This window comes from Streptomyces sp. NPDC048612 (assembly GCF_043199295.1).
Classification (GTDB): Bacteria; Actinomycetota; Actinomycetes; order Streptomycetales; family Streptomycetaceae; genus Streptomyces.
The window spans coordinates 58,913-81,051 of sequence record NZ_JBICVV010000012.1 but is presented as its reverse complement, the minus strand read 5'-3'; the positions used below and the strand labels follow the sequence as shown (position 1 = coordinate 81,051).

At 74.2% G+C, this 22,139-nt stretch carries 20 protein-coding genes; 12 read left to right on the top strand and 8 right to left on the bottom strand.

Features of this window, described 5'->3' with window-relative positions; all coding sequences use genetic code 11:
* Positions 1-235: 235 nt before the first annotated feature.
* The 6 genes from ACGFN2_RS19905 to ACGFN2_RS19880 all read left to right on the top strand — a co-directional run bounded on the left by ACGFN2_RS19905 (position 236) and on the right by ACGFN2_RS19880 (position 5,950).
* Positions 236-649, top strand: coding sequence for a DUF3151 domain-containing protein (locus ACGFN2_RS19905; protein WP_018092618.1), 414 nt, complete (start codon positions 236-238; stop codon positions 647-649).
* A gap of 200 nt (positions 650-849) precedes the next feature.
* Positions 850-1,758, top strand: a complete 909-nt coding sequence (locus ACGFN2_RS19900) for a tryptophan 2,3-dioxygenase family protein (RefSeq protein ID WP_362613079.1) — start codon at positions 850-852, stop codon at positions 1,756-1,758.
* Positions 1,751-3,088 (top strand): kynureninase, encoded by a 1,338-nt coding sequence (gene kynU / locus ACGFN2_RS19895; protein WP_362613082.1) that lies wholly within the window; start codon positions 1,751-1,753, stop codon positions 3,086-3,088. The genes ACGFN2_RS19900 and kynU overlap by 8 nt, the downstream gene beginning before the upstream one ends.
* On the top strand, positions 3,085-3,882 hold the full coding sequence (locus tag ACGFN2_RS19890; RefSeq protein ID WP_393362136.1) for an alpha/beta hydrolase family protein: 798 nt from the start codon (positions 3,085-3,087) through the stop codon (positions 3,880-3,882). Before kynU ends, ACGFN2_RS19890 begins: the two co-directional genes overlap by 4 nt.
* 68 nt (positions 3,883-3,950) lie before the next feature.
* Positions 3,951-5,297, top strand: a complete 1,347-nt coding sequence (locus ACGFN2_RS19885; RefSeq protein ID WP_362613087.1) for a histidine kinase — start codon at positions 3,951-3,953, stop codon at positions 5,295-5,297.
* Positions 5,294-5,950 carry a response regulator transcription factor gene (locus tag ACGFN2_RS19880; protein WP_362613090.1) on the top strand — a complete coding sequence of 219 codons (657 nt, stop codon included), beginning with the start codon at positions 5,294-5,296 and terminating at the stop codon, positions 5,948-5,950. The genes ACGFN2_RS19885 and ACGFN2_RS19880 overlap by 4 nt, the downstream gene beginning before the upstream one ends.
* 94 nt (positions 5,951-6,044) lie before the next feature.
* Here the strand turns inward: ACGFN2_RS19880 and ACGFN2_RS19875 are convergent, their stop codons facing one another.
* The 3 genes from ACGFN2_RS19875 to ACGFN2_RS19865 form a co-directional block, all read right to left on the bottom strand.
* Positions 6,045-6,506 (bottom strand): calmodulin-binding protein, encoded by a 462-nt coding sequence (locus tag ACGFN2_RS19875; RefSeq protein WP_362613093.1) that lies wholly within the window; start codon positions 6,504-6,506, stop codon positions 6,045-6,047.
* Between the two features lie 271 nt (positions 6,507-6,777).
* Positions 6,778-8,418 carry an ABC transporter permease gene (locus ACGFN2_RS19870; RefSeq protein ID WP_393362132.1) on the bottom strand — a complete coding sequence of 547 codons (1,641 nt, stop codon included), beginning with the start codon at positions 8,416-8,418 and terminating at the stop codon, positions 6,778-6,780.
* Positions 8,415-9,383, bottom strand: coding sequence for an ABC transporter ATP-binding protein (locus ACGFN2_RS19865; RefSeq protein ID WP_362613097.1), 969 nt, complete (start codon positions 9,381-9,383; stop codon positions 8,415-8,417). Before ACGFN2_RS19865 ends, ACGFN2_RS19870 begins: the two co-directional genes overlap by 4 nt.
* 94 nt (positions 9,384-9,477) lie before the next feature.
* Between ACGFN2_RS19865 and ACGFN2_RS19860 the strand changes: the two genes are divergently transcribed.
* Positions 9,478-10,035 carry a MarR family transcriptional regulator gene (locus ACGFN2_RS19860; RefSeq protein ID WP_362613099.1) on the top strand — a complete coding sequence of 186 codons (558 nt, stop codon included), beginning with the start codon at positions 9,478-9,480 and terminating at the stop codon, positions 10,033-10,035.
* Positions 10,036-10,047: 12 nt separating this feature from the next.
* Here the strand turns inward: ACGFN2_RS19860 and ACGFN2_RS19855 are convergent, their stop codons facing one another.
* Entirely contained in the window at positions 10,048-11,025 is a 978-nt protein-coding gene (locus ACGFN2_RS19855) for a hypothetical protein (protein ID WP_393362129.1), read from the bottom strand.
* Between the two features lie 206 nt (positions 11,026-11,231).
* Here ACGFN2_RS19855 and ACGFN2_RS19850 point away from each other — a divergent pair, with 206 nt between their 5' ends.
* A complete protein-coding gene (locus ACGFN2_RS19850; RefSeq protein ID WP_393362126.1) occupies positions 11,232-12,518 on the top strand; it encodes an adenylosuccinate synthase in 1,287 nt (428 codons plus the stop codon).
* Positions 12,519-12,576: 58 nt separating this feature from the next.
* Here the strand turns inward: ACGFN2_RS19850 and ACGFN2_RS19845 are convergent, their stop codons facing one another.
* The 4 genes from ACGFN2_RS19845 to ACGFN2_RS19830 all read right to left on the bottom strand — a co-directional run bounded on the left by ACGFN2_RS19845 (position 12,577) and on the right by ACGFN2_RS19830 (position 17,723).
* Positions 12,577-14,388 carry a serine/threonine-protein kinase gene (locus ACGFN2_RS19845; RefSeq protein ID WP_393362123.1) on the bottom strand — a complete coding sequence of 604 codons (1,812 nt, stop codon included), beginning with the start codon at positions 14,386-14,388 and terminating at the stop codon, positions 12,577-12,579.
* A gap of 288 nt (positions 14,389-14,676) precedes the next feature.
* Complete coding sequence (locus tag ACGFN2_RS19840) at positions 14,677-16,359, bottom strand: serine/threonine-protein kinase (protein ID WP_393362121.1); 1,683 nt, start codon at positions 16,357-16,359, stop codon at positions 14,677-14,679.
* A 159-nt stretch (positions 16,360-16,518) separates the two neighbouring features.
* Complete coding sequence (locus ACGFN2_RS19835; protein ID WP_393362118.1) at positions 16,519-17,046, bottom strand: MarR family winged helix-turn-helix transcriptional regulator; 528 nt, start codon at positions 17,044-17,046, stop codon at positions 16,519-16,521.
* The gene (locus ACGFN2_RS19830) at positions 17,043-17,723 is read right to left on the bottom strand and encodes a DJ-1/PfpI family protein (protein WP_393362115.1); all 681 of its coding nucleotides are present in this window, start codon (positions 17,721-17,723) and stop codon (positions 17,043-17,045) included. The genes ACGFN2_RS19835 and ACGFN2_RS19830 overlap by 4 nt, the downstream gene beginning before the upstream one ends.
* A gap of 304 nt (positions 17,724-18,027) precedes the next feature.
* On the opposite strand from ACGFN2_RS19830, the gene ACGFN2_RS19825 reads away from it, so the two are divergent.
* The 4 genes from ACGFN2_RS19825 to ACGFN2_RS19810 all read left to right on the top strand — a co-directional run bounded on the left by ACGFN2_RS19825 (position 18,028) and on the right by ACGFN2_RS19810 (position 21,948).
* Entirely contained in the window at positions 18,028-18,867 is an 840-nt protein-coding gene (locus ACGFN2_RS19825; RefSeq protein WP_393362112.1) for a VTC domain-containing protein, read from the top strand.
* A 134-nt stretch (positions 18,868-19,001) separates the two neighbouring features.
* Positions 19,002-20,372 (top strand): aspartate aminotransferase family protein, encoded by a 1,371-nt coding sequence (locus tag ACGFN2_RS19820; protein ID WP_362613118.1) that lies wholly within the window; start codon positions 19,002-19,004, stop codon positions 20,370-20,372.
* A gap of 152 nt (positions 20,373-20,524) precedes the next feature.
* A complete protein-coding gene (locus ACGFN2_RS19815) occupies positions 20,525-21,202 on the top strand; it encodes a GntR family transcriptional regulator (RefSeq protein ID WP_362613120.1) in 678 nt (225 codons plus the stop codon).
* A gap of 95 nt (positions 21,203-21,297) precedes the next feature.
* On the top strand, positions 21,298-21,948 hold the full coding sequence (locus ACGFN2_RS19810; protein ID WP_362613123.1) for a hypothetical protein: 651 nt from the start codon (positions 21,298-21,300) through the stop codon (positions 21,946-21,948).
* Positions 21,949-22,139 lie beyond the last annotated feature (191 nt).

Sequence of the window (22,139 nt, the reverse complement as noted above, 5' to 3'; positions counted from 1 at the left end):
GGGGGGCCCGGCCCGGGGGGGGGGGGGGCCCCCCCCCCCCCCCCCCGGCCCCCCCCCCCGCCCCCCCGCCCCCCGTCCCCGCACCCCGACAGCCCCGCGCAGCGGCACCGCCCGCCGCAGGCGCGAACGGCGCGGGCACCGCGCAAGCGGGCAACAAACGGCGAGCAACCCCCACGGCGGGAAAGCCGAGATCGTCCGCCCGGACCCAAACGCAGCGCCCTGGCAGACTGGGACCATGCCCATTCACGAGAACCTCCTCGGGGGTCCGCCCCCGACCCATCTGCCCGACGATCCCGAGCCCCGCGAGCTGCTCGCCGCGGGCACGGCACCGTCCGACGTCGCCGCGAAGTACCCGACCTCCTCCCTGGCCTGGGCACAGCTCGCGGACGACGCGTTCGAGGGAGGCCGGGTCGTCGAGTCGTACGCCTACGCCCGTACCGGCTACCACCGCGGGCTGGACGCGCTGCGCCGGGCCGGCTGGAAGGGCCACGGCCCGGTGCCCTTCGAGCACGAGCCCAACCGCGGTTTCCTCCGGGCACTGCACGCCCTCGCCCGCGCCGCCCAGTCGATCGGCGAGCAGGACGAGTACGAGCGCTGCAGCACCTTCCTGCGGGACTCCTCGCCGACCGCGGCGGACACCCTCTCCTGACGAGCCGCCGGCGTCGCCGCCGGGGAGCGCCCAGGTCAACGGGCCGGCCGCCTGATCGCGGCCGGCCCTTGCGCGGTCGCTGCCCAGCACGGATGATTTCCAGTGGGCCGGGCCATCCCGTGCCCGAGGGGACCGGGGCTCCCGAGCCGACGAGGAAGGGGCGGACCGCTACCCGGTAGTTCGCACCTGAGGAGTCCCTCATGTCGCAGCCGTCTCCCATCGATCCCCCGGACCCCGGAGCTACCGCGCCCGCCGCGTGCCCCATGGCGGTCGGCACCGCCGCGTCCGGCCCGTCGTTCGCCCCGGACCTGAGCATCGGCAGCAGCAGCACGACCCCGTACGAGGACTATGTCCAGGCGGGCGTCCTCACTCATCTGCAGCACCCGCTCTCCGATGACCCCGGCGAGATGGTCTTCCTGGTCACCACCCAGGTCATGGAGCTGTGGTTCACGGTCATCGTCCATGAGTGGAGCACCGCAGCCGAGGCGCTGCGCCGCGACGACCTGCCGGTGGCCCTTGAGGCGCTGCGCCGCTCCACCTACGAGCTGGAGGCGCTGAACGCCTCCTGGAAGCCGCTCGCCCGGCTGACCCCGGCGCAGTTCAACGCCTACCGCGACGCGCTCGGCGAGGGCTCCGGTTTCCAGTCGGCGATGTACCGGCGGATGGAGTTCCTGCTCGGCGAGAAGTCCGCTTCCATGCTGGTGCCGCACCGCGGCGCGCCCCGCGAACTCGCCGAGCTGGAGAAGGCCCTCCAGGAGCCCAGCCTGTGGGACGAGGTGCTGCGGATGCTCGCCCGGCGCGGCTGGGCGGTCCCCGAGGCGGTGCTGGAGCGGGGCCCGGCGCTGCGCTACGAACCGGACCCGGGCGTCGAGGCCGTCTGGGCCGAGATCTACGCCGGTCCGCAGGACTCCGAACTCGTCCGGCTCGGCGAGGTGCTGACCGATGTCGGCGAGCTGATACTCCGCTGGCGCCACGACCATCTGGTCGCGACCTGGCGGGCGATGGGAGCAAAATTGGGTACCGGCGGTTCCGCGGGCGTGGCCTGGCTGGAGAAGCGGGCCCGCAAGAACGTCTTCCCCGAGCTGTGGACGGCGCGGAGCCATGTCTGAGACCCACGAATTCCCCGGGACCACCGGCCGCACCGAGCCCGCCGGGGCCCGTGAACACGCCGTGCGCGCCGCCGAGTTGGATGCCGCCGACCCGCTCGCCGCGGTCCGCGACCGGTTCGTCCTCGACCCCGCGCCCGACCACGCGTCCGGCGACGAGGCCGTCTACCTCGACGGCAACTCCCTCGGCGCGCTGCCCCGCGGGGTGGCCGACCGGGTGGCCGACGTCATCAACCGCGAGTGGGGCCGGCTGCGCATCCGGTCCTGGAGCGAGTCCGGCTGGTGGACCGCGCCCGAGCGGATCGGCGACAAGATCGCCCCGCTGATCGGGGCGGGGCCGGGCCGGGTGGTGGTCGGCGACTCGACCAGCGTCAACATCTTCAAGGCCGTGATCGGCGGCGTCCGGATGGCCGGCAAGGGCTGTACGGAGATCCTCGTCGATGCCACGACCTTCCCGACCGACGGCTACATCGTGCGGTCCGCGGCCCGGATGACCGGCCTCGCGGTGCGCCCGGTCGAGCCCGCGCGGATCGCCGACGAGGTCACCGAGCGGACCGCGCTGGCCCTGGTCAACCACGTCGACTACCGCACCGGCCGGCTCAACGACCTGCCCGGCATCACCCGCGCGCTGCACTCCGCGGGCGCGCTCGCCGTCTGGGACCTGTGCCACAGCGCCGGCGCGCTGCCGGTCGGCCTCGACGCGCACCATGTCGACCTCGCCGTCGGCTGCACATACAAGTACCTCAACGGCGGCCCGGGGTCGCCCGCGTACCTCTACGTCCGCGAGAGCCTCCAGGAGCGGTTCGAGTCGCCGCTGCCGGGCTGGAACTCCCATGCCGATCCGTTCGCCATGGACACTGGTTACACCCCGGCGGACGGCATTCTGCGCGGCCGGGTCGGCACCCCCGACATCCTGTCGCTGCTGGCCCTGGAGGCGGCGCTGGAGGCCTGGGACGGGGTGTCCGTCGAGGAGGTGCGCACCAAGAGCCTGGCCCTGACCGACTTCTTCCTGGAGTGTGTGGCGGCCTATGTGCCGCCCGGCCGGGTGCGCTCCGTCACCCCGGCCGAGCACCAGTGGCGCGGCAGCCAGGTGTCGCTGGCGTGCTCGCCCCGGCTCACCGCCGCGGACGGCACCTCCCTCGCCGGTGAGGTGATGGACGAGCTGATCCGGCGCGGGGTGGTCGGCGACTTCCGGCGGCCCGACGTGCTGCGCTTCGGCTTCACCCCGCTCTACACCTCCTTCGCGGACGCGGAGCGCGCGGCCCGGGTGCTCGGTGAGGTGCTGGGGGCGCTGCCGGACGTGGAGTCCGGGGCGTCCGGGGCCGCCGGGTGAGGGTGGCGGACGAGGAGGCGGCGCTGCTGGGGCTCGCCCCGGTGGCGCCGGACCGGACGGTGGCCTACGGGCCGCATCCGGACCAGGTCGTCGATGTCTATGTGCCGCGGAGCGGTGACGGCGGGCGGGCGGCGGACCGCGGACCGCTGGTCGTGCTGCTGCACGGTGGGTTCTGGCGGGCGGCGTACGACCGCCGCCATCTCTCGCCGCTCGCCGCGGAGCTGGCCGGGCGTGGCATGCCGGTCGGCCTCGCCGAGTACCGCAGGGTCGGCGCGGGCGGCGGGGTGCCGCAGACCTTCGACGACGTCTCCGCGGCCGTCGGGGCCGCCCGCACCGCCCTGGCGGGGGAGACGGCGGACCCTGAGGTGGTCCTGGCCGGGCACTCGGCGGGCGGGCATCTCGCCCTGCTCGCCGCCGCCCGGCCCGGCACGCACGTGACCCGCGTCGTCGCCGTCGCCCCGGTCGCCGATCTCGCCCGCGCCCATGAGCTGGGGTTGAGCGACGGCGCGGTCGCCGAGCTGCTGGGCGGCGGACCCGGCTTTCCGGAGCGGCTCGCCGCGGCCGACCCGGCGCTCCGTCCGCCGGCGGATGTCCCCGTCACGCTCCTGCACGGCACCCACGACCCGGAGGTCCCCCTCGACCTCTCCCGCCGCTACCTCGCGCGCAACCCCGGCGGCACGGACCTGCGCGAGCTGACCGGCGTCGGCCACTACGCCCCCGTCACCCCCGGCAGCCCCAGCTGTCACACACTTGTCGGTTGTCTGAGCCGTCCGCACCGGCCACGTAGTACTTGAGGCGGACGCCGGCAGATCCCCACTGGTGGGGACGCCGCGGGGGCCCGGCGTTGCTTACCGTTGTCAGCGTGAACGAGACGACCCAGACGCAGGACGCGCTGCACTCGGAGGCACGGATAGCCCACGGCGTCCTGCGCCGGCTGCGCCAGGACCTGTTCGTCGACGCCTTCGCCTTCCGGCCGATGCCGCCGCTGGAGGACGCCAAGATCCGCCGGTGGGTGCCGTGGCTGCCGGAGCGGCTGCGGCACTGGTCGCGCTGGCTGCCGCACGCGACCGTCGGCTTCTTCGCGGCGCTCGTCCTCCTGGCGGGCCTGGCGAGTTCGGGCCCCGGACTGCGCGGCGTGGTGGCCCTGCTGATCGCCGCGCCGCTGCTGCTGATCCTCTTCCGGCCGGTGGGCGCCTTCTGGCTGTCGCTGGCCGCGTTCGCCGCCGAGGCGTTCGCCGGGGCGGGCACCCCGTACATCAACCTCTTCTCGAACGGCGCCTTCGCCACCCACACCGTGGTGATGGCCCTCGTGGTGCTGCGCACCCGGCCGCGCCTCGCGATGGAGATGTGGCTGGTCACCTTTGCCGTGGCGGCCCTGGTGACGGTGGTCACCGGCGCGGACGTGGGTGATCTGCCGCCGGTGGCGGTCTTCTGCGGAGTGATCCTGATCTCCGCCGCCGCGGTCCGTGCCTGGCGCGAGGAGCGCCGGCAGGTCGTCAGGACGCAGACGGTCACCGAGGAGGAGCGCTCCCGGCGCACGCTCCTGGAGGAGCGGGCCCTGATCGCCCGCGAGCTGCACGACGTGGTCGCCCACCACATGTCCGTCATCGCCATCCAGGCCGAGGCCGCGCCCTACCGCGTCAAGGACACCCCGCCCGAGCTGGCCACGTCCTTCGCGACGATCCGGGAGAACGCCGTCGCCGCGCTCGCCGAACTGCGCCGCATCCTCGGCGTGGTGCGCTCCGCGGACCCGGACGCCTTCGCCGAGGCCGACCCGGAGGCCCCGCAGCCCAGCCTGAGCAGCCTCGACTCGCTGCTCGACAGCGTCCGCAGTGCCGGGCTGGTCGTCGAGGCCGTGGTGACCGGTTCGCCGCGGCCGCTGCCGCAGGGCGTCGAGCTGTCCGCGTACCGGATCGTGCAGGAGGGGCTGAGCAACGCGCTGCGGCACTCGCCCGGTGCCGAGGCCCGGGTGGAGATCTCCTATGTGCTGGGCGGGCTGGGCGTGCGCATCGTCAACGGTGCGCCGAGCCGGCTGGCCAAGCCGTCCCCGGGCGCGGGGCACGGAGTACTGGGCATGCGGGAGCGGGTACAGATGCTGGGCGGCGAGATGACGGCCGATCACACGGAGGACGGCGGCTACGAGGTCGCGGCGTTCATTCCGGTGGCGAACACCACGGGCGGGACCAAGGCAGGGGGAGCGCGGGCATGATCCGGGTATTGATCGTCGACGACCAGGTGATGGTGCGGGAGGGCTTCTCCGTCCTGCTGAACGCCATGCCGGACATGGAGGTCGTCGGGGAGGCGGTGGACGGCCGCGAGGCGGTGCGCAAGGTCGCCGTCCTCAAGCCCGACGTCGTCCTGATGGACATCCGGATGCCGGAGATGAACGGCCTGGAGGCGACCCGCGAGATCGTGGCCGCCGACGAGGGCGCCAAGGTCCTGGTGCTGACCACCTTCGACCTGGACGAGTACGTCTACCAGGCGCTGCGCTCCGGGGCGAGCGGCTTCCTGCTCAAGGACGCCTCGGCCGGTCAGCTCGCCGAGGGCGTCCGGATCGTCGCCTCCGGCGAGGCGCTGCTCGCGCCGACCGTCACCAAGCGTCTGATCTCCGAGTTCTCCCGCCTCGGCACCCCGCGCGCGCCCGCCCAGGAGCGCATCGCCGATCTCACGGAGCGGGAGACCGAGGTCCTGGTGCTGGTCGCGCAGGGCCTGTCGAACGGGGAGATCGCCGAGCATCTGGTGGTCGCCGAGTCCACGGTGAAGACGCATGTCAGCCGCATCCTGGTGAAGCTGGGGCTGCGCGACCGCACCCAGGCGGCGGTGTTCGCGTACGAGGCGCGGCTGGTGACGCCCGGGGGCTGAGCGCCCCGGTGGACGTGCGAAGGCCGTCGGCGGTCCTGGGCCGGACCGCCGACGGCCTTCGCACGCTCCCCTACGGGCGGGGACCACGGGCGGGCTACGGCTGGGGAACCTCCCGCAGCAGCTTCGAGCTCCAGGGGCACCAGATCAGGCCGGGCAGGAACGGGCCGCCGGCCTCGTCCAGATGCTCCTCGACGTAGGGCGTGGTGGCGTCGCAGACCTCGATGGCGAAGTCGAAGAAGTCGATGGTCTCCGGGCGGAGATGGAAGCTCCAGCGCCAGTTGTACGGCGCCGGGCGCTTGTCGATGCGGCCGATGACATGGGGCTCCGAGCTGGTCGCCCCGCTCAGCAGGTCGCGGGCGTGCTGGATCTTGCGCGGGTCGGTGATCTTGATGACGAACTCGGCGCGGGTGACATCGGTCATCACGAAGTAGGCGGCCGCGTCGGCGCGGGTGCGCTGTGCGTCGCCCGTCTGCTTCCCCTGGGCGGGCCCGGCCGCTGTGACGGCGAGCAGAGCCGCCGCCGCGAGAATGCCGATCTTGGTGGTGATGCGTCGCATGAACCCCTCCGGTGCCGCGGGTCGTGGTCACGACCGTGCGCACGGAAAGTAGTGGGTACATTACCGATAGCTCCAGAGTTACTCCGGGTTATCGCACCGCCAGGTGAAATGGCGAACAGTGACTGGCGGCCGCGGGAGTCATGTGCTGTGTCCACACCCTGTGGACGGCGGCGGGCCGGTGCGCCACCGCACACGGCGGTGCGCCGCCGGAGTCCGCTACGGCTCCGGCGGCGCACGTCTTCGGGGCGGCCCACCGCGGGCCGCCGGGGCCTCAGCCGATGTCGCGCCGGCGTACACCGGCCAGGCCCAGCAGGAGGAAGAGCGCGGAGAGCGCGGTCAGCCAGACGAACGGGGCGGCGGTGACCTCGGCGCCGGGGAGCTTGGGCAGGTGGCCGTACGGGGAGAGGTTCATCGCCCACGACGGGAACTTGAGGGAGGGGCCGATCCAGCCGATGGCCAGGCAGCCGCCGACGAGCGCCCAGACGGCGGGAGTGGCCTTCGGGAGCAGGCCGAAGACGAGCACCGCCAGACCGGTCAGCGTCCAGACCGCCGGGACCTGGGAGAGCGCAGCGGCCAGGACGGGGCCCAGCTGCCCGCCGGGGTCGCCGACGGAGACGCCGTGGGCCAGGCCCAGCCCCAGGCCGCCGGAGGCCAGGATGACGGCACTGCCCCCGTAGGCGATCGCCAGATGGCTGCCGGCCCAGCGCAGCCGGCCCACCGCACCGGCCAGCACCGGCTCCGCGCGCTCCCCGGTCTCCTCGCCGCGCAGCCGGAGCACCGCACCGGCCGCGTAGAGCGCGGCGACCATGCCGAGCAGTCCGGTCATGGTGGCCAGGAAGGCCTCGGTCAGGTTCTGCTGGCCGCCCATCCGCTCGACGATCTCGCGGGTCCGCTGGTTGCCGCCGACCAGGTCGGAGGCGCCCTGGGCGATCCCGCCGAAGACCGCGCCGGCGCACAGGAAGGCGAGCGTCCAGCCCAGCAGGGTGGTGCGCTGCAGCCGCCAGGCCAGGCCGAAGGCGCCGCCGAGGGAGCGCGGCGCGGCGGCCGGTCCGGGGCGGGCGGGCAGAAAGCTCATCCCCAGGTCGCGGCGGGCGGTCAGGGCGTAGGCGGCCGCGACGGCCAGGGCGGTCGCCGCGGCGAAGAGGAGCAGCGGCCACCAGCGTTCGCCGGCGTACGGGCGGAGGTTCTCCGACCAGCCGATCGGGGAGGCCCAGGTGAGCGGGGAGGAGGCCGCGGCCGTCGCGGCGTCGCCCGCGGCGCGCAGCGCGAAGGCGAAGCCCAGGACCGCGCCGGTCAGCCCCTTGGCCAGCCGCGCGCTCTCGGTGAGCTGGGCGGCGATGGCGGCCAGGCCGGCGAAGAGCGTGCCGGTGCCGCCGATGGCCAGGCCGAGGGCGAGCGAACCGGCGGCCGGGCGGCCGGACAGCACCGATCCGCCCGCGATCAGTGCCGCGAGCAGCGCGTTGGCGAGCAGGGCGGTCAGCAGGGCCGCGGTCAGGGGCGCCCGGCGGCCCACCATGGCGGCGGAGAGCAGTTCCTGACGGCCCGTCTCCTCCTCCTCGCGGGTGTGCCGGACCACGATCAGCAGGCTCATCACCGCGGCGAGGACGGCGCCGAAGCCGGCCATCCGCCAGGCGACCAGACCGCCGACGGAGTCGCTGAAGACCGGTCCGTACAGCGCCCGCATCGCGCCGCTGTGGTTCATCGAGGCGGCCAGCCCGGCCCGTTGGGCGGCGGTGTCGTAGACCGCCTCGAACGACGCGCCCACGGCGGTGACGGACAGCCCCAGGGTCAGCACCCAGGCCGGGATCAGCAGCCGGTCGCGGCGCAGCGCGAGGCGCCACAGGGTTCCGGTGCCCGCCAGATGACGGGGGCGGGCGGCACGGGCGGCGGGGGCCGCTGTCACGGCGGTCATCGCGCGACCGCCGCGGCGGGCCGGGCGTCGTCCTGGTAGTGGCGCAGGAAGAGCTCCTCCAGGGTGGGCGGGGTGCAGGTGAGGCTGCGGACGCCGGAGGTGGTGAGCGAGCGGAGCACGGCGTCGAGCTTGTCGGTCTCGGCCTGGAAGCGGACGCGGTGGCCCTGGCTCCCCCGGATCGGCTGGGTGGTCAGGCCGTGCACGCCGGGCAGCGCGGCCAGTCCTCCGGCTGCCGCCGGGGGCGCCTCCAGCGGGCCGGCGAGTTCGGCGACGACCGTGGTGCGGGTCAGGTGCCGCAGGTCGCCCAGCGAACCGGACTCGACGGTCCGCCCCTTGCGGATGATGCTGACGCGGTCGCAGAGCGCCTCGACCTCGGACAGCACATGGCTGGAGAGCAGGACCGTACGGCCGCGGTCGCGCTCCTCGGCGACGCAGTTCTGGAAGACCTCCTCCATCAGCGGGTCGAGCCCGGAGGTCGGCTCGTCGAGGATGAGCAGATCGACGTCGGAGGCGAAGGCGGCGACCAGCGCGACCTTCTGCCGGTTGCCCTTGGAGTAGGTCCGCCCCTTCTTGGTGGGGTCGAGTTCGAACCGCTCCAGGAGTTCGGCCCGGCGCGCGGCGTCCAGCCCTCCGCGCAGCCGGCCGTAGAGGTCGATGACCTCGCCGCCGGACAGGTTGCGCCACAGGGTCACATCGCCGGGGACATAAGCGATCCGGCGGTGCAGCGCGACGGCGTCCCGCCAGGGGTCCCGGCCCAGGAGCCGGGCGGTGCCGCCGTCGGCGCGCAGCAGGCCGAGCAGCACACGGAGGGTCGTGGACTTCCCGGCGCCGTTGGGCCCGAGGAAGCCGTGCACCTCGCCGGCCGCCACGTGCAGATCGAGGCCGTCCAGCGCGTGGGTGCGGCCGAAGGACTTGCGGAGACCGTCGACCCGGATCGCGGGGGCGGCAGACGTTGCTGTGGTCATGCTTTGGAAGCTACGCTAGTTTCACAAATTTGTGAAGTTAAGAAACCGTATAAACTTGGGGTGGGTGGCTCTGATCAGGGGAGATGATGCGGATATGAGTGAGCAGCCAGAGCAGAGTGCGGACCGGACGGACGATGCCCGCCGGGACGGCGGCGACGAGAAGCGCGATGACGCGGCGGTCTCACAGTTCGTCGAACGGTTCGCCTCCCAGCTGGTGGACGCCGGGATGCAGCGGATGTCCGCCCGGGTCTTCGCCTGTCTGCTGGCCTCCGACTCCGGCGTCCTGACCTCCGCCGAACTCGGCGAGCGCCTCCAGGTCAGCCCGGCCGCCGTCTCCGGCGCGATCCGCTACCTCTCCCAGGTCGACATGGTCAGCCGGGAACGCGAGCCCGGCTCCCGCCGCGACCGCTACCGCGTGCACAGCGACCAGTGGTACGAGGCACTGGCCCGCCGGGACAACGTCCTCACCCGCTGGGAGGGCACCCTGCGCGAGGGTGTCGACAGCCTCGGCGAGGACTCCCCGGCCGGCCGCCGGATCGCCGAGACGCTGATCTTCTTCGAGTTCCTCCAGAAGGAACTCACCGGCCTGCTGCAACGCTGGCGCGAACACCGCGACCAGCTCCGCGCCGACCTGGAGAGCGCGGAGCGCTAGGCACCCGGCCGCTCAGCCCCGCGGCAGCTGCAGCCGCCAGGCCGCCGGCTGCACGGTCCACGTACGGGTCCTGACCGGCCCGCCGACCAGCGCGTCCGCCCGGTAGTGGAAGTCCGCGCCGGACACCGTCACCGCCCGCGCCCGGGTCCGCACCGGGCGGCCCCCGCCCGGCCAGTGCACCACGACCTCGGCCAGCGCCCGGGTGTCGGCGGCCCCGGGCCACGGCCCGTCCGCCCCGGCCCGGCCGCCGGGCACCACCGACACCCCGCGCACCGGCCGGTCCAGATCCGCCAGCAGCACCCCGTCCGCCTCGATCCGCAGCCGCTGCCCCGGCACCCGCGCCCGCCGCGCGCCCAGGCCGGTCGCCGGCGCCGCCAGCAGCGACAGCGCCGTACGGGCGGTCCGGGCGGCCGGCTTCCACCACGGCCGCGGCCCGTCGGGCCCGTCCGCCGGGCCGTCCGGCTCCTCCGGGGCCGCTGCCGGGCCGGCCGGAGCGGGCGGCGGGGCCGTCCCCGGCACGTACGCGCCGTGCCCCAGCCGGGTCGCCTCGCTGCCGCAGGGGATGCGCAGCCCGCCCAGCACGATGCCGTCGCTGTCGTCCGTGAGCAGGTCCATCGGCCGCTCCCCGCCGTCCAGGACGGCCCGCGCGGCGGCCACCGTGTCCGTGGGGACGCCCAGCGCACGGCTCAGCGTGACCGCGGCCGGGGCGCCCACCGGGACCATCGACAGCGGCACGGCGCCCAGCTCGCGCTCCTTGTGCAGCAGGCCCACCACCCGCAGCAGCGTCCGGTCGTCCCCGATCACCACCGGCCGCCGGTGCCCGCGCCGGGCCAGTACCCGCGCGAATTCCTCCGGCCCCTCCGGCAGGCAGATCTTCGCCCCCGCGCCCGCACACAGGACATCCTTCGCGATCCGCACGGACTCGCCGTCCGTACTGCGGGCGACCGGGTCGATGACCACGAGCAGGGGGTACCCCCGAACGGAGTCCACGGGAGAGTGCCCAGAAGGCTGCGCCGACACCTCGGTCCTTCCTCAGGTAGCATCTCGGTGCAAGAGCCCCTTGCGCTATTGCGCCAGGGGCTTCGTCTATTCCGGGGCACCGGTCCGACGGCTCTAGTGATGACGTACGCGTGAAAAGGCACGCCGACGCCATCCACGCACGTTGGACATGCCCCGCCCGGAAGGGGTGTACGCCTGTGCCCGCACTTGTGCTGCTCGGTGCTCAGTGGGGTGATGAGGGCAAGGGAAAGGCCACCGATCTGCTCGGTGGGTCCGTGGACTACGTGGTGCGTTACCAGGGCGGCAACAACGCCGGCCACACGGTCGTCGTCGGCGACCAGAAGTACGCACTGCACCTCCTCCCTTCCGGAATCCTCTCGCCGGGGTGCACCCCGGTCATCGGCAACGGTGTAGTCGTCGACCCGGCGGTCCTGCTCTCCGAGCTGAGCGGACTCAACGAGCGCGGCGTCGACACGTCCAAGCTGCTGCTCAGCGGTAACGCGCATCTGATCACGCCGTACAACATCACCGTCGACAAGGTGACGGAACGGTTCCTCGGCAAGCGGAAGATCGGCACCACCGGCCGCGGCATCGGCCCGACCTACGCCGACAAGATCAACCGCGTCGGCATCCGGGTCCAGGACCTCTACGACGAGTCGATCCTGACCCAGAAGGTCGAGGCGGCGCTGGAGGTCAAGAACCAGCTGCTGAGCAAGCTCTACAACCGTCGTGCCATCGAGGTCGAGCAGGTCGTCGAGGAGCTGCTGGGCTACGCCGACAAGATCAAGGGCTATGTCGCCGACACCACCCTGATCCTCAACAAGGCGCTCGACGACGACAAGGTGGTCCTCTTCGAGGGCGGCCAGGGCACGCTGCTGGACATCGACCACGGCACGTACCCCTTCGTCACGTCCTCGAACCCGACCGCGGGCGGCGCCTGCACGGGTGCGGGTGTCGGTCCCACCAAGATCAGCCGCGTCATCGGCATCCTCAAGGCCTATACGACGCGCGTCGGTGCCGGTCCGTTCCCGACCGAGCTGTTCGACGAGGACGGCGAGGCGCTGCGCCGCATCGGCGGCGAGCGCGGCGTCACCACCGGCCGGGACCGCCGCTGCGGCTGGTTCGACGCGGTCATCGCCCGCTACGCGACCCGCGTCAACGGTCTGACGGACTTCTTCCTCACCAAGCTCGACGTGCTCACCGGCTGGGAGCAGATCCCGGTCTGCGTCGCGTACGAGATCGACGGCAAGCGCGTCGAGGAACTGCCGTACTCGCAGACCGACTTCCACCACGCCAAGCCGGTCTACGAGATGCTCCCGGGCTGGTCCGAGGACATCACCAAGGCCAAGAAGTTCTCCGACCTGCCGAAGAACGCCCAGGCGTACGTCAAGGCGCTGGAGGAGATGTCCGGCGCCCCGATCTCCGCGATCGGCGTCGGCCCCGGCCGCGACGAGACGATCGAGATCAACTCGTTCCTGTCGTAGGACACCGGCCGGGGGACCACCGCGGTCCCCCGGCACCCCGCAGCGGACGGCCGCGCGGCTACTTCACCCTGGAGTAGCCGCGCGGCTGTTTGTCGTCGCCGAGGAACGCGCGGTGCAGGGTGCCGTCGCCGCCCAGGCTTAGCACGGAGGTGCTGCTCGGTGTGCAGCCGGGCGCCGGCCGGTCGACGACCGACGGGCCGACGGTCAGCTTGCCGCCCTCGGCCGCGTAGAGGTCGGCGTGTGCGGTGCAGCGGCCGCCGCGGCCCACGACGACGGTGGTCAGGACCCTGCTGCCCGCCGGGGCCTGCCGGACGGTCAGCTCCTGGCTGCCGTAGCCGTCGTCGTCCGTCCGCCGCCAGGTGCCGAGGAGACCGGCCGGGACGCTGCCGTCGGCCGGGGCGACGCGGTGCAGGGTCGCGGTGCGCCCGGCCGCGGCCCAGGTCAGGGTGTCGGCGCCGCCCGCCACCAGGGTGTGCTCGCCCAGCGCGGCACAGCGGCCGGCCGGGACGGACCGGACGACATCGGTGTCCAGCCGCAGTGCCGGGTGCCCGTCCTGCCGGGTGACGGACACCAGCTTGCCGTCGCTGCGGCACTCGTAGGTCGCGCCGAGGCTGGTGCTGTTCGCGACCACCTCGCCGACCTTGCCGTGGGTGATCACGAACCGCCGCTGCTGGCCGGTGGGTTCGCCGTCCCGCAGCACCGGGCCCGACCAGGTGCCGACATAGCCGGCCGGGATGTCGGACGCGCTGTCGCCGGCGCCCGCACGGTCGCTCAGCAGCGGCACCGCGGCGGCGGCCGCGGCGGCCGCGACGACCGCCGTGGCGATGAGGGGGAGCCATCGACGGCGGCGGCGCCGCTCCGTCGCGGTGGGCGCCGGGGGCCGCGCCGGACTGACCGCGGGCCTGGTGGTCGGCACCGTCGGTGCCTGGCCTCCGGGCGGGGTGTCGGTGTCCAGGAGGAGCACGGCGTGCTGTCCCAGGCGCGCGATGAGTTCGGCCGGAAGCCAGGGCGTGGCCGCCGGGCCGCCGGGCGCCGGCCCGAGGCGCTCGGCGAGCTCCGCGGGGGTGGGCCGCGCCGCCGGGTCCTTGGCCAGGCAGTCCAGGAGCAGGGCGCGGACGCCGTCCGGCGCCCCGGCCACGTCCGGGTCCTCCTGCGCGATCTTGAACATCACGGCGTGCACGCCCGAGGCGATCTCACCGAACGGCTGCCGCCCGGTCGCCGCGTACGCCAGCACCGAGCCGACACAGAACACGTCGCTGGCCGGGCTGACGCTCCGCCCCGTGACCTGCTCGGGCGACATGAAGCTGGGCGAGCCGAGCACCGTGCCGGCCCGGGTCAGGGTCTGCTCCCTGACCCCGTCCAGGGCCCGTGCGATGCCGAAGTCGATGACCCGCGGCCCGTCGATGGTGAGTAGCACGTTGGACGGCTTGAGGTCGCGGTGCACCAGGCCGACGCCGTGGATGTCGCGCAGCGCGCAGGACAGCCCGTAGGCCAGCCGCCGCAGCGAATCCTCCGGCAGCGGGCCGTAGGTGCCCTTGCGCGCGTAGTTCCCGACGACCTCGCTCAGGGTGGGGCCCGCGATGTATCCGGTGGCGACCCAGGGGACCGCGGCCTCGGTGTCGGCGTCCAGCACCGGCGCGGTCCAGCGCCCGCCGACCCGCCGCGCGGCCGCGACCTCGGCGCGGAAGCGGTCCCGGAACTCCTCCTCCTCGGCGAGTTCGGCCTTCACCAGCTTCACGGCGACGGTCCTGCCACCCTCCGAACGGGCCAGGTAGACCCGCCCCATCCCACCGCTGCCGAGGCGGCTGAGCAGCCGGTAGTCCCCGATCCACGACGGATCGTCGGCCGTCAGCCCCCGCAGGCCGTCCATCCGGGCACCCTCCCCGTGAGTCGTTCCGTGCCGGTTTCGGTATCCAGGCGTGCTCTGAGCCTAGGCGGCCCGGGACAGCGCCACGGCCGACGGCGCGTTACGACGGGAGAACGATCGAGCGGTGACGGGGGAAGGACGGGCGGGTGACCAGGGGGAACGGCCGAACTGCCCGCGCCGGGGCGCCCCCGGAAACCGCGTCGGCCCCGCCCCGCGGCCGCCTCCTGCCCAACGCCCCGTGAAACGGCGCCCGTTGCCCGCCCGGCGGCCGTCACCTCGTCCTGTCGGCCGTCACCCGGCCCTGTGGTACGACAGCGCCTTCCCGTCGTCGGAGACGCGGCGCAGCACTCCGTCCACCAGCTCCAGGGTGCTCGCCTCGCCGGGATCACAGCCGTCCTGTCCGGAGACCACCTTGGACGGGCCGAGGCGGACCGGGGGGCCGGCGCTGGTCAGGGTGGCCGCGAACGCGCAGCGGTAGGACGCCCCGGTCGCCGTCATCGTCAGCACGGTGTCACCGGTCGTGCCCTGGATGAGCGTGAGGCGCCGGGTGTTGAGGGCGGAGCCGCCGAGGGTCGTCTCCCACGTGCCCAGGTAGTCCGCGGGGATGCCCCCGTTCACGGCGTGCTGCGCCGGAGACCGGCCGCCTGTCGAGCCCTCCGCCCGTACGCCCTCACCACCGGTGTTGAACACGGCGTACGCGGTGGCCGCACCGGCCCCGGCCAGCACCAGCGCGAGCGCGGTGACCAGGGCGGCACCGGCGCCACGACGGCGGCGCGGCACCGCGGCCGCGGTGGACGCCGGGCCCGCTGCCGCGAGGTCGTGGTGCCCGTGGGAGGCGTGTGACGGGGAGGGCGCCGCGCCGGCCGCGACCGGACGCGGGGCCGGTGTCCCCGGGGTGCCGCCCGGCGGGGGCGTGGGCACGACGGCGGTGGGCGGCGCGTGCACGCCGGGGTCCCCGGCGGCGGGCGACGGTGCCCCGGCCCGGTCGCCGCCCCGCGCGTCCTCGCCGTCCTGCGGGTCCTCCGCGTCCAGCAGCTCCACGGCGTGCCGCCCCAGCCGGGCGATCAGCGCCCCCGGCAGCCAGGGCTCGTCGTCCGCGCCCGGCCCGTCGGCGGTGCCGTGCTCCGCCCGCGCCACCAACTCCGCGGGCGTGGGCCGCTGTTGCGGGTCCTTGGCCAGGCAGTCGGAGACCAGCTCGCGCAGCCCGTCGGGCAGTGCGGAGAGGTCGGGCTCCTCCTGGGCGATGCGGAACATCAGCGCGGGCGCGAGGCTGTCGGCCGTGCCGAACGGCTGCCGCCCGGTCGCCGCGTAGGCCAGTACGGAGCCGAGGCAGAAGACATCGGAGGCCGGGGTCAGCGGCGCGCCGCGCACCTGCTCCGGCGACATGAAGCCCGGCGAGCCGACCGACGCGCCGGTACGCGTCACCCCGCTGCCGGCGACCGCCTCCAGCGCCCGCGCGATACCGAAGTCGATGACCCGCGGGCCGTCGATGGTGAGCAGCACGTTGGACGGCTTGAGGTCGCGGTGGATGATCCCGGCGGCATGGATCGCGCCCAGCGCACGGGCCAGCCCGGCGGCCAGGATGCGCACGCTCCGTTCGGGCAGCGGGGCGCCGCCGCCGACGACCCGCTGCAGGGAGGGGCCCGCGATGTAGCCCGTGGCGACCCAGGGGGTCTCGGCCTCGGTGTCCGCGTCCAGTACGGGCGCCGTCCACTCCCCGCCGACCTGCTGCGCGGCCCGTACCTCCCGCCGGAAGCGGGCCCGGAACTCCTCCTCGCCGGCCAGCTCCGTGCGCACCAGCTTGACCGCGACCGTACGGCCGCGGTCCGAACGGGCCAGGAACACCCGTCCCATGCCGCCCTCGCCGAGCCGCCCGAGCAGCCGGTAGTCCCCGATCCGCACCGGGTCCTGCCCGCCCAGCGGCCGCAGCCCTCCGGCCCGTCCCTGCTGTCCCGCCCGTATCAGCTGTTCCACGATCCCCTCGCCCCTTCCCCCCGAAGCCGCCCCAGTGGGCGAGTGGACGCCGGCGTCTCCGCACCCGTGCCGCCCCGCTGCCTCTCGTCCGCGGTGAGGATATCCAGCGCCCGCCGCGCCCGGCAGACCCGCCGCGCCCGGCGCGGGCCCGGCGTCCCCTCAAGCCTCCGCGGCCGGCGGGGCCTTCGGCGGGCCGGACAGCTCGTCGAGCGCCGCCGACAGCTCCTCCAGCGCCGCCGTGACCCGCCGGAACCCGTCCCGGCCGCCGAGCTGTTCCCGCAGCCGGGCCGCGAACTCCGCGTGGCCGGGGGTGATACGGGCGACGGCGGCCCGGCCCTCCTCGGTCGGGGTGAGGAGCTTGGCGCGGCGGTGCGCCGGGTTCGGCCGGTAGGCGGCCAGGCCGCGGGCCACCAGGAGGTCGGCGATGCGCTGCACGCTCTGACGGGTGATCCCCATCGCGCGGGCGATACCGGCGACGGACAGCGGCTCGGGCAGGACGGCGCCCAGCACCTGCCACCAGGCGGCGGTCAGCCCCGCGGGCGCGGCGAGCCCGTCCGCGACCGTGAGGAACTGGCCGTTGAGCCGGAAGACGGTGAGGGCGGTACGGCTGAGCAGCTCCGGGTCCCGGGGGCCGCCGGCCGCCAGGGCCCCGGCACCCGGGGCCCGTTCGGAGTCCGGCGCACTCATACGGCGCCGCCCTCGGAGCCGCCTTCCGCCCCGCCGTCCGGCTCGGCCGCCCCCGCCGTCATCAGGACCGGGTAGGCGGCGGCGTCGGAGCGGGCGAACAGGCGGTACCAGGCGTCCAGAATCCGCGGCTCCATCACGTCGAGCTCGGCGAAGATCTCCCGGGCGAAGGCCACCGGCTCGGTCGGCCCCGCGGTGATCAGCCCGCGGGCGCGCACCGCGTCGGCCTCGCGGTAGTGCGCCCCGCCCCGGTAGCCGGGCTGCGCGGCGAGGTACGGGGCGGCGCCGCTGGTGTGCGGACGGTCGTCCAGCAGCCCCTCCCGGGCCAGCCCCGCGGTCGCGCCGCAGATCGCCGCGACCGGCACCCCGGCGGCCAGGAACTCCCGGGCCTTGGCGGCGAACGGCATCAACTCCGCGCCATCGTCCCAGAGTTGGGCGCCCGGAAGGATCAGCAGCGCACTGTCCTCGGGGCGCAGCGCGTCGAGCGCGAGGCCGGGCACGATGCGCTGCCCGCCCATGGTCGTCACCGGCCGGGCGGTGGTGGCCGCGACGGTGACCACGTCGTACGCGTCCTGCCCCGGACGGAAGTAGCCGCCGCTGCGGAGATGGCCGGCGGCATGGCCGCACTCCCAGTCCGCGAGGGTGTCGTAGGCGGCGAGATGCACGGTGCGCGGGGTCATGAGAACTCCTTGGCCGACGGCGGAATCCCGTTCCGCCGTTCCCTGTGTCCCTATGACAGCATCCTGCGCTTTCGACAGCATGCTGTCAATTGCCCGGGCGGCACCGGTCCCGCCCGTGGCCGGGAAGCATCGCCGGCGGATGCCGGATTCCGCGTCCCGGAACTTCCGGCCGACGCGGAACGTAGAACGCGTACCGCGCCCCGGCAGACCCGCCCCCGGCCCGCCCACGACAGCACAGCGCCACCCCCGTCCCGCTCGCTCCCGGTCCCGCACGCTCCCCGTCCCCGCCCGCCAAGGAGCCCGTGTGATCCCCGCCGTACGCGCCCTCGCCCGCGCCGCCATGGCCGCGCGCCCCGTTCCGCTCGCCGAGGTCCAGACCCGCGCCGAACTCCCCGCCCGCTTCGACCGCAGCTATCTCGTCCCGTTCGAGGTCTTCACCGCCTTCGCGGCCCAACTCACCGGCCGCCAGGGGCCGGACGGCCCGTTCGCCGCCCTGTGCGTCAACGGGCGCCGCTGGTTCCGCTATCACTCCGTCCACTACGACACCCCCGACCTGCGCTCCTTCCACGACGCCGGGCAGGGCCGCGCACGGCGCTTCCGGATTCGCGAGCGGCGCTACGCGGACACCGGGGAGCGGCAGTTCGAGGTCAAGCTGACCGGGCGGCGCGGCGAGACGGTCACCCACCGGCAACCCCTGCTGCCGGACGCCGCCGCCCTCGGCACCGCCCCGCGCGGCTTCCTCGCCGCCGTCCTCGACCGCTCCTACGGCATCGCGGCCCCCGCCCGGCTGCTGCGCACCGCCGAGACCGAGTACCTCCGGGCCACCTTCGTCGCGGACGGCCGGCGCGTCACCTGCGACGCGGCCCTGCTCTGCCGGGACCCGGCGACCGGCCGGACCGTACGGGCCGACGGCGGCCTCCTCCTCGTCACCACCCGCAGCACCGGCCGCCCCACAACGGCGGACCACCTGCTGACCGCCCTCGGCATGGCGCCCACCGGCTTCACCAAGTACTACGGCGGACTGTCGGCCCTGCGCCCGGACCTCGCCGAGGGCCACCGGCCGGGCGCGGCGGGGACGGCGTTTCCCACTGCGGCCCGGCAGCCGGCGCCCGGACCGGGGCCCGGTGCCGGTGCCGGTGCGTAGACACTCTGTCCGCGCGCGTGGTGAGCGCCATACACACTGTCGGTACCGGCCGCCGGGCCGTGATCCCTAGGCTGAGGGGCGTTCGCCGTGACCGTCCCCGGCGGACCCGAGCGACCCGATCCGAGGTACTGACCGTGACCACGACGCCCTCCGCCTCCGCCGCCGACCCTGCCGCCGGTGCGGCCGTCAAGGCCGCCGACCGCGCGCACGTCTTCCACTCCTGGTCCGCGCAGGGCCTGATCGACCCGCTGCCGATCGCCGGCGCCGAGGGCTCGTACTTCTGGGACTACGACGGCAACCGCTACCTCGACTTCTCCTCCCAGCTGGTCAACACCAACATCGGCCACCAGCACCCCAAGGTCGTCGCGGCGATCCAGGAGCAGGCCGCGAAGCTCTGCACCATCGCGCCCGGCTTCGCGGTGGACGTCCGGTCCGAGGCCGCCCGGCTGGTCGCCGAGCGCACCCCCGGTGACCTCGACAAGATCTTCTTCACCAACGGCGGCGCGGAGGCCGTGGAGAACGCGGTCCGGATGGCCCGGCTGCACACCGGCCGCGCCAAGGTGCTCTCCGCCTACCGCTCGTACCACGGCGCCACCGCCACCGCGATCAACCTGACCGGCGACCCCCGCCGCTGGCCCTCGGACACCGCCTCGGCCGGTGTCATCCACTTCTGGGGCCCGTTCCTCTACCGCTCGGCCTTCCACGCCGAGACGGAGGAGCAGGAGTGCGAGCGCGCCCTCGCGCACCTGGAGCAGACCCTCGCCTTCGAGGGCCCGCAGTCGGTCGCGGCGATCATCCTGGAGACCGTCCCCGGCACCGCCGGGATCATGGTCCCGCCGGCCGGCTACCTCGCCGGGGTCCGTGAGATCTGCGACCGCCACGGCATCGTCTTCATCCTCGACGAGGTCATGGCCGGCTTCGGCCGCACCGGCCACTGGTTCGCCGCCGACCACTTCGGCGTCACCCCCGACCTGCTGACCTTCGCCAAGGGCGTCAACTCCGGCTACGTCCCGCTCGGCGGCGTCGCGATCAGCGCCGAGATCGCCGCCACCTTCGACCAGCGCCCCTACCCGGGCGGCCTGACCTACTCCGGTCACCCGCTGGCCTGCGCCTCCGCCGTCGCCACCATGAACGCGATGGCCGAGGAGCGGATCGTGGAGAACGCCGCCGACATCGGCGAGCGGGTCATCGGCCCCGCGCTCCGCGAGATCGCCGACCGCCACCCGTCCGTCGGCGAGGTCCGCGGCCTCGGCGTCTTCTGGGCGCTGGACCTGGTGAAGAACAAGGAGACCCGCGAGCCGCTGGTGCCGTACAACGCGTCCGGCGCCGCCAACGCTCCGATGGCCGAATTCGCGGCGGCCTGCAAGCGCGGCGGTCTGTGGCCGTTCGTGAACATGAACCGCACCCATGTCGTGCCCGCCTGCACGATCACCGAGGCCGAGGCGAAGGAGGGTCTGGCCGCCCTCGACGAGGCCCTCACGGCGGCCGACGCCCACACCGTCTGACCGTTCGGCCGGCGGACGGAACCGCAGGTCACAGACGTGCCGCAGGGCATGCCCACGGCAACCTCGGGCAGCGGCCCGGCGCGGCCCTCGCCTATCGTGGGCGGGGGCCGCTCCCACCTGCGCGGTCAGGGACGTCGAAGGAGACGCAGACGATGGCCGCCGGCGGAGACAGCTCACTCATACAACGCAGCACCCTGCGCCAGCAGATCGCCGACGCCCTGCGTGACGAGGTCCTGGCCGGCCGCCTGCCGTCCGGCCACCCCTTCACCGTCAAGGAGATCGCCGAGCAGTACGGCGTCTCCGCCACCCCCGTGCGCGAGGCGCTGCTCGACCTCTGCGCCCAGGGCCTGCTCGACGTCGAACAGCACCGCGGTTTCAAGGTGCACGCCTTCACCGCCGACGACTTCCGCGCCATGGTCGAGGCCCGCACCCTGATCATCGAGGGCATCTTCCGCAGCGGCGCCGACCAGGCGCTGCGGGCCACCGCCCCGGGGGTCCTCATCTCCATCCGGCGCCGCGCCGACGAGGCCGAACGGGCCGCGCGGGCCGGCGACCTGGACGTCCTGATCGGCTACGACCTGCGCTTCTGGCGCGAGCTGAGCAGCATCGTGAACAACGCCTACATCAGCGACTTCCTCGACCGCATCCGCGTCCAGACCTGGATGTTCGCGGTCCCGCTGCTGCGCCGCGAGCCCGACCTCAAGGGCCTGCTCTGGCACGGCCACAGCGCGCTGGCCGACGCCCTGATCCAGCACGACCTGGCCACCGCCCAGCGGCTGATCGCGGAGTACAACGAGCACTCCCTCGCTCTCGTCGGAACGCGCGGCTAGCACTACGCTGTCCCGACCATCGGCCGTAATGGGCCGTACCCGTACCGTACGTGCGCCGGTGTCCCCGTCCCCCGACCGGAAGCGAGCCCACACTCGTGGCATGTGACCTGTGGCTGGTACCCCTCGTCGATGTGCTGTGCCACAGCCCCGACAACCCGTTCTCCGAAGAGATCGCCGCCTACGACAAGGCCCTGACGGAAGCGGGCCTGCCACCGGTCCCGGTCTTCAGCTACATGCCCGGCCTGTCCGGCGACGTCGCCCCCGTCGCCGGCTTCGACTACGACGCCCTGCACTTCCTGCGCCGCGCCTACCTGCTGCGGCTGTGCGGCCTGGAGGTCACTCCGGTCGACGAACTGGGCGGCGACTACGAGCAGTTGCTGGAGATGTTCGAGGCCACCGCGCAGCAGTCCCACCTGGTCTGGCACTACGACCACGCCGGCGCCTACGTCCCGGTCGACTTCCCGCACCCGCTCGCCAACGACGAACTCCTGGAGGGCGGCGGCCCGCTGGGTTCCTCGCACGGCCTGCTGCGCGACCTGGAACTGGTTGCGCCATCCCTCGGTATCGATCCGGCCAATCCCCCGGCCGCCCCCACCCCGCCGGCCGGCCCCACCTCCCTGGAGGAACGCGCCGGCACCGTCCCCCTGGACGACAGCCCCTTCGCCCGCGAACGCCACGTCTGGCTGGGCCTCCACGCCGCCGCCACCCGAAGTCTCGGCCAAGGCTCCATGATCGTCTTCAGCTGACCCGTTCCTCAACCAACCACGCGCACCCACCCACCAAGGCCCGCCCCCACCAAGCATTTCCCCACCCACCCACGGGAGGGGACGGGCCTCGGGGGCAGGGTTTCCGGACGTAAAGCGAAGCAGTCCGGAAACCCTGCCCCCGAGGCCCGTCCCCGCACCCCGACAGCCCCGCGCAGCGGCCCGGCCCGCCG